The organism is Kitasatospora sp. NPDC004272 (assembly GCF_053603035.1).
This window is the reverse complement of record NZ_JBSGET010000238.1, coordinates 1-6,740: the sequence shown is the minus strand read 5'-3', so window position 1 is coordinate 6,740 and position 6,740 is coordinate 1. Positions and strand designations below refer to the sequence as shown.

At 74.5% G+C, this 6,740-nt stretch carries 5 protein-coding genes; all 5 read right to left on the bottom strand.

The genetic code is table 11. The annotated features are described in order from the left end of the window. Window positions 1-86: 86 nt before the first annotated feature. The 5 genes from ACWEO5_RS37545 to ACWEO5_RS37525 all read right to left on the bottom strand — a co-directional run bounded on the left by ACWEO5_RS37545 (window position 87) and on the right by ACWEO5_RS37525 (window position 6,663). Window positions 87-2,333 (bottom strand): aminotransferase class I/II-fold pyridoxal phosphate-dependent enzyme, encoded by a 2,247-nt coding sequence (locus ACWEO5_RS37545; protein ID WP_452166567.1) that lies wholly within the window; start codon window positions 2,331-2,333, stop codon window positions 87-89. Between the two features lie 63 nt (window positions 2,334-2,396). Then, window positions 2,397-4,112: an AMP-binding protein gene (locus ACWEO5_RS37540; RefSeq protein WP_452166566.1), complete on the bottom strand. Its 1,716-nt coding sequence runs from the start codon at window positions 4,110-4,112 to the stop codon at window positions 2,397-2,399. Continuing rightward, a complete protein-coding gene (locus ACWEO5_RS37535) occupies window positions 4,109-5,224 on the bottom strand; it encodes a Glu/Leu/Phe/Val dehydrogenase dimerization domain-containing protein (protein ID WP_452166565.1) in 1,116 nt (371 codons plus the stop codon). The genes ACWEO5_RS37540 and ACWEO5_RS37535 overlap by 4 nt, the downstream gene beginning before the upstream one ends. Window positions 5,225-5,273: 49 nt before the next feature. Continuing rightward, window positions 5,274-5,840, bottom strand: coding sequence for a type 1 glutamine amidotransferase (locus ACWEO5_RS37530; RefSeq protein ID WP_344559728.1), 567 nt, complete (start codon window positions 5,838-5,840; stop codon window positions 5,274-5,276). Between the two features lie 19 nt (window positions 5,841-5,859). Next, window positions 5,860-6,663 (bottom strand): amino acid kinase family protein, encoded by an 804-nt coding sequence (locus tag ACWEO5_RS37525; protein ID WP_452166564.1) that lies wholly within the window; start codon window positions 6,661-6,663, stop codon window positions 5,860-5,862. Window positions 6,664-6,740: the final 77 nt, after the last annotated feature.

Genomic DNA, 6,740 nt, shown 5'->3' with positions numbered 1-6,740 from the left:
GAAGCCGACAAATCCCGTTGAGGACCCGAGGTCAGTCAGGAGGTGGGTCAGACCTGCCCGGGAACCGCTCATGAACATCCTCACTGTCAGGAGGCGGCGTCCGGCAGGCCGAAGACCACCTGGTTGGACAGCACCACGCCGTGGCTGCTCACGTCGATGGTGATGCGGTCGCCGTCCGCGATCCGGAACCCGTCGTGGTAGCTGGCCTTGTCGGCGCCGAGCAGCAGGTAGTGGACCAGGCCGGGGCGGCGCAGCGCCGGGTACTCGAAGAGGTGGTCCACCATGGCCCGCACCTTGAAGTACAGCGCGTCCTCGCCGCAGTCGAACGGGCCCTCCCAGGCGGTGGCGCCGTCCCGTTCGATGGTGACCCGGCCGGTGACCGAGGCGGGCGGCTCGCCGAGGAAGAGCCAGGGCGCGATGGAGGTGTCGACCAGCTTGCAGTACGGGTTCCAGCCGGGGTTCTGGATGTGCAGGCCGATGTCGCACAGGTCGTTGCCGAAGGTGTAGCCGGCGTACCGGGGGTTGCCGGCGTCGTCGTTGACGTAGACCAGGGCCACCTCGGGCTCCTCGATCAGCGCGACGGAGCGCTTGGGCGCGACCAGCTGGTCGCCGGGCAGCCGCAGCCAGGAGCCGAAGCCCTTGAAGAACCAGTTCGGCGCCACGAACTCCTCGCCCTCGACCGGCTCCTTCTCGAACTTCGAGCGGTGGGTCCGCATGAAGCCGCTGAGCAGGGCGTCGCCGGTGGTCTCGGGCAGCAGCGGGGGCAGGTAGCGGATCTCGTCCTCGCCGCCCTCGACGACGACCGGCTCGGCCCCGGCCTTGATCGCGGCGACGACGTCCTCGGGGCTCCCGGCGGCGACGAACTCGGCCCGCAGCCGGCCGTCGTCGACCCGGTAGAGGGTCAGCGGGGCGCCGGGGACGGGCTTCTCGAAGCCCGCGTACCGCTCGCCCTGGTACTCGCATTCGAAGAGTACGGTCATCTCCGGTTCCTCCTGTGCTGATCGGTGTGCCGGGCCCGGAGCGGGCCGGACGGCGGAGCGGGTGGTGGAGCGGGTGGTGGCGGGTGCGACGGTGAGGTCGGCCAGGACCTCCTCGATCCGGTCGACGGACGCCCGGATCCAGGGCAGGCCGAGCGGGTCGTCGGCGGCCAGCGCGGCCTGCTGCCGTTCGGCGGTGTCGCCGTAGAGCCGGCTGGTGGCGGCGCGCAGCCGCAGCGGTCCGGGGTCCTCGCCGAACTCCTCGGCGGCCAGCACCCCGAGGCCGTACCGGTCGGTGAGCAGCCGGGCCAGCGCGGTACCGGTGCGCACGCCGTGGGCGGTGGCGAGCCGGTCGCGCAGCGGTTCGAAGTCCGGGTAGAGGTAGCAGGTCGCGCGGACGGGGTCGAGCAGGGCCCCGGCGGCGGTGAACCGCTCGGCGACGGCCCGCACGACGCGTCCGTGCAGCCGGGTGGCGGCGGCCACCCGGGCGGTGACCTCCGGCGGTTCGTCCAGGGCGTAGGCGGCGGCGGCCTGGACGGGGGCCGGGGGGCTGGACCAGATCTGGCTGGCGACGGCGACCAGCCGCTCGCGCAGCTGCCGTCCGGCCGGCCCCGGCGGCAGCAGGGCGATGCCGGTGCGCCAGCCGCCGACCGCCAGGTTCTTGGTCAGGCCGCCGGTGACGACGGTGCGTTCGGGGGCGAACAGGGCCGGGGAGGCCGCCCGGGTGTCCGGGTCGTGGACCAGGTCGGTGTAGATCTCGTCGGAGATCACGAAGAGGTCCAGCTCCCGGGCGGCTTCGGCCAGTTGCCGCACGGTGTCGGGCGCGGCAACGTTGCCGGTGGGGTTGTCCGGCAGGGTGACCACGACCGAGCGCGGGTCCCGTCCGGCGGCGCGGGCGGCCCGGACGGCCTCCCGCAGCGCGTCCGGGTCCGGCACCCCGCCCTGCCCGGGCCGGACCGGCACCCGCAGGACGGCGGCCCCGGCCAGCGCGGCCTGGGCGGCGTAGCTGACCCAGCTGGGCCGGGGCACCACCACGTCGCCGCCGATCGCCTTGACCGCCGCGAACAGCAGGGACTTGCTGCCGGGCCCGGCCACCACCGCGTCCGGGTCGGCGGCCAGGCCGCGCCGCCGCCAGTAGCCGGCCGCGGCGGCGCGCAGCGCGGGGCTGCCCGCCACCGGCCCGTAGGACGCCTCGCCGACGGCGGCGGCGAGGCGGGCCCGCAGTTCGGGGAGGACGGGCAGTCCGATCTCCCCGCTGGCCATCATCAGGACCTGCTCCCCCGCGGCGCGCCGGCGGGCGAGTGCCTCGTCGGCGGCCAGCGTCGCCGACAGGGTCACCGGGGCGGGCTCGGTCATCGGCGGACTCCACGGGTCGGTTCGGGCTGGGGGGTGGACGGCGGGGCGGCGGGGCGGCCGGGGTCACTGGCCGCCATGGCGCCGTCGCAGTTCGGCCTTGCGGACCTTGCCGGTGAGCGTCTTGGGCAGGGCGTCGACCAGGACCAGCCGCTCGGGGAGGAAGCGCTCCTCCTGGCCGGCCGCGCGCAGGTGGGCGAGGATGCCGTCCAGGTCGGGGCGGGCGGGCCCGCTGGGCACCACGACGGCCAGGATCGGGTCGTCGTGCCTCCCGGTGGTGCCGACCAGGGCGGTCTCGGCGACGTCGGGGTGGCGGGAGACGATCGCCTCCAGTTCCGTCATCGGCACGACGGCGCCGTCGCGCAGCAGGGCGTCCCGGGCCCGGCCGAGGATCCGGACGCCGCCGCGGCCGTCGGTGCGGGCGAGGTCGCCGGTGTCGAACCAGCCGTCGGCGTCGAGTTCGGCGGCGAAGGCGTCCGCGCGCTTGTGGTAGCCGAGCGACTGGGCGGCGCCGCGCACCCGCAGCCGGCCGACGGCGGCCCGGACGGTCGGGTCGTCGGGGTGGTCGACCCGCAGTTCCATCGCGTCGATCGGCCCGCCGTTGCTGTACGCGGCCCGGTCCGCGTCGTAGTCGAGCCGGGTGATGGTGACCGGCCCGAACTCGGACATCCCCCACACCGAGTAGGTGCGGGCGCCGAGCGTCTCGCGGACGTCGTCCACCAGGTCCTGCAGGACGGGCGCGGAGCCGGTGATCGCGTACCGCAGGGTGGAGACGTCGCGGGGTTCGGCGCGCTGGGCGCGGACGATGTCGGCGAGGGTGCTCGGCGGGCCGTAGACCAGCGTGGCGCCGTACCGTTCGACCAGGTCGAGCAGGGCGTCGTTGCGCCGGAGGTCCTGGAAGGCGACGGTGCCGCCGACCATGACGCCGGTCAGCACGCCCTGGCCGAAGCCGGAGTAGTGCACCAGCGGGGTGGTGACGGCCGCGACCAGGCCGTCGTCGAGCAGGAAGGTGTCGGCGTAGCCGCGGACGGCCGCGTGGACGGTGTTCTGGCTGTGCAGGACGCCCTTGGGCAGGCCGGTGGTGCCGGAGGTGAACAGCACCACGAACGGTTCGTCGGGGGTGAGTTCGAGGCCCTCCAGGTCGCCGGTGCGGCCCTCCTCCCAGGGGGTGTGGACGAAGTGGTCCTCGAAGGAGAGGGTGCCGGGGCTCCGGCCGCCGACCACCGCCACGTGCTCCAGCGGCAGGTCGGCCTTGAGCGCGGTGAGGTGCGCGGCCAGCGGGTAGCCGTTCCACTCGGGGACGGTGACGATCACCCGGGCGCCGGTCAGTTCGAGGCGGTGGCGCAGCTCCTCCTCCTGGCAGACCGGGTCGATCGGGCAGGTCACCGCGCCGATCCGGATCGCGGCGAACAGCAGCGGCACCGTCTCCCACCGGTTGGGGAGCTGGACGGCGATGAAGTCGCCGCGCCGGACGCCGAGTTCGAGCAGGGCGACGGCGAACCGGTCGGTCAGCCGGGCGAGTTCGGCGTAGTCGAGGGTGTCGGTGCGCGACTCCCCGATCCGCCGGGCGGCGACGGCGAGCTTGCGCGGGCGCAGCCGGGCCTGCCGGCGCAGGTCGTCCAGGAAGGTCTCCCGGCGCCACCAGCCGCGCCGCAGGTACTCGGCGGCGCGCTCCGGGGACGGGGTGAAGGACGGGGGCGCGGCCTCGGCGGTGGTCTCCAGCGTCCCGGTCACGGTCTCGGCGGTGCTCCCCGCGGTCACGGTCTCGGCGGCGGCGGTCATCCGCGCTCCTTGCGGCGGGCGTCCAGCAGCTCGGGCAGCGGGTTGCCGGCCCGGCCGGCGGCGATCTCCAGCAGGTCGTGGGTGTTCTGCCGGACCCGGCCGCCGACCCAGTCGAAGACCCACTGCTTGCGGGCCTGCGCGGGCAGTTCGAACGGGACCTGCCGGGTGACGGCGAGGGCGGCCGAGCCGGCGCCGCCGATGTTGGCGATCACGCCGGGGACGAGGACCGACCCGGCGGCGGCGATCTTCTCCTTGGCCTCGTCGGTGGAGGCGAGGTTGGCGCCCTCGACCACCAGCCGGGCCCGCAGCCGGTGGGCGTTCTCGGCGTTCAGCGCGTACTTCTGCGCGGCCAGGACCAGCAGGTCGGCGTCCAGGTCGAGCCAGGCGTCGGGCTCGCCGGAGAGGGTGACGCCCTGCGGAAGGCGGCTGCGGTCGATCCGGCCGAACTCGTCGGTGATGTCGACCAGGTCGGCGACCGGCAGCCGGTCGGCGCTGATGGTGCCGCCGATGTCGGCGACCCCGACCACCGAGTGGCCGCGGTCCTCCAGGAACTGGGCGACCGCGCGGCCGACCGCGCCGAAGCCCTGCACCACGACCCGGGCCGGGCCGGTGCGCCCGCCCGCCTCCAGGGCGGTGACGGCGGCGACGCCGACGCCGTGCCCGGTGCAGTCGATCAGCGGCTCGTAGTAGGTGCGCCAGTCGATCGGCATGTCGGGGGCGCCGAGCCGGTAGCGCGGGTCGTAGCCGGCCTCCTCGAAGAACACCGCCCGGTCGGCGGGGGTGACGCCCATGTCGATGCCCAGGTGGATGCCGCCGTGCAGCAGCGGTTTGACGGTGCGTCCGAAGGTGCGGAACGTCCGCTCGCGGTCGCTGCCGTCGGAGACGATGCCGGCCTTGGCGCCGCCGATCCGCAGCCCGGCCAGGGTGAACTTTTCGGTCATGTCGCGGGCCAGTCCGGCGACCTCCTCCTCGGTGACGCCGGGGGTCATCCGGGTGCCGCCCATGGCCAGGCCGTCGACCAGGGAGTCGACCACCACCCAGCCCGTGAGGGTGCCGCCGCTGCCGTTGAGGTGGGTGGTGAAGGCGGGCGGCTGCGGTCGTGTCGAAGTCATTGCGGGGTCCTCCGGTGCACAGACGGTTCAGGATTCGGGGGCGTGGGGGTCACTGCTGGTAGAGCCGGGCGAAGCCGCGCAGGATCTCCCGGCCGTCGCTGCGGAACTCCAGGTGGGCCTGGGAGCCGAGGATCCGGCCGTCCTCGGAGCGGATGAACTCCACCGGCGCGTGCTCGGAGCGGCCGATCGCGCGGAAGCCGGCCGGCGCTTCCTGGAGGTAGAGGGTGTGCCGGTGGAAGACCGTCACCTCCGGGCCGACGTACGCGAAGAGCGGCTCCTCGGTGTCGACCTCGGCCCGGTGGCCGCCGACCCGCTGCGGGCCCTCGGCGAGCCGGCCGCCGGCCGCGACGGCGATGACCTGCATGCCGCCGCAGATCCCGAAGACCGGGACGTCGGCCTCGTTGACCAGGTCGATCAGCGGCTTGTAGAACTCGCCGTCGTAGGCGCGGACCTTGGTGCCGCTGAGCACCACGGCCTGGTAGCGGCCGTCCAGCCGGGCGGGCAGCGCGTCGGCGGCGGCCACCTCGGTCTCCGAGCCGAACTCCTCGAAGCGGCTGCGGAGCTGTTTCAGGGACAGCGTCCCGTTGTTGACGACCAGCACTCGGGATTTCGCCACGTGCGGGGCTCCTCGCTGCTCAGGTTCGGGTGATGACGGTGCCGGTGCGCTCGGCGACCAGGTCGGTGACGGGGGCGCTGCCGATGACGACGCGCTCCACGCCCCGTTCCAGGGCTTCGCCGGCCGCCCGGAGCTTCTTGCGCATGCCGCCGGTGGCGCCCTTGTCGCGGAACTTCGCGGCGGCCTCGGCGGTGATCCGGTGCACCGGCCGGTCGTCGATCAGCAGGTGGGCGACGTCGGTGACCAGGACCAGCTGCCCGGCCCCGATGCCGCCGGCGACGGCGGCGGCGGCCCGGTCGGCGTCGGTGTTGACCTCCTGGCCGGCCGTGTTCCTGGCCAGTGGGGTGACCAGGTGGACGTGGCCGGGCCGCAGGCCCTTCAGCGGGGTCGGGTCGACGCCGGTGATCGGGCCGACCAGGTTCTCCAGTTCGACGAGCTGCTTGTCCTTCCACCACCAGCGCTCGCCCTCGCCGGCGGTGACCAGCCCGTCGCTGCCGAGCAGCCGCTCGCCGGTGACGCCGCGCCGCTCCAGCCGGGCGAGGACGCCCGCGGCGAGGTGGGCGCTGACCTGCTTGATGTCCTCGATCACCTCGGGGGTGGTCCAGCGGCTCTGGTTGCCGTAGCGGTCGCGCAGGACCGCGGACGGGTCGCGGTAGCGGGCGCCGAGGTTCTTCAGCGGCTTGGACCAGCCGTGCACCAGGACCAGCGGCCGCTGCCGGGCGTGCTCGGCGAGGTCGTCCCACCAGGCGTCGGCCAGGTCGTCGACGGTGCTGCCGCCGAGCTTGACCACGGTGGGGGCGTTCTCGGGTGTCGTCGCGCTCATGCGGGCATCACCGGTTGCATGGTCAGGCCGGTCTGCACCGGCAGGCCGAATCGGAGGTTGGTCGCCTGCAGCGCCTG

Bases quoted from the DNA above. Each gene is read 5' to 3' on its own strand.
- ACWEO5_RS37545 (WP_452166567.1), bottom strand. From the start codon at position 2,333: ATGACCGAGCCCGCCCCGGTGACCCTGTCGGCGACGCTGGCCGCCGAC.
- ACWEO5_RS37540 (WP_452166566.1), bottom strand. From the start codon at position 4,112: ATGACCGCCGCCGCCGAGACCGTGACCGCGGGGAGCACCGCCGAGACC.
- ACWEO5_RS37535 (WP_452166565.1), bottom strand. From the start codon at position 5,224: ATGACTTCGACACGACCGCAGCCGCCCGCCTTCACCACCCACCTCAAC.
- ACWEO5_RS37525 (WP_452166564.1), bottom strand. From the start codon at position 6,663: ATGAGCGCGACGACACCCGAGAACGCCCCCACCGTGGTCAAGCTCGGC.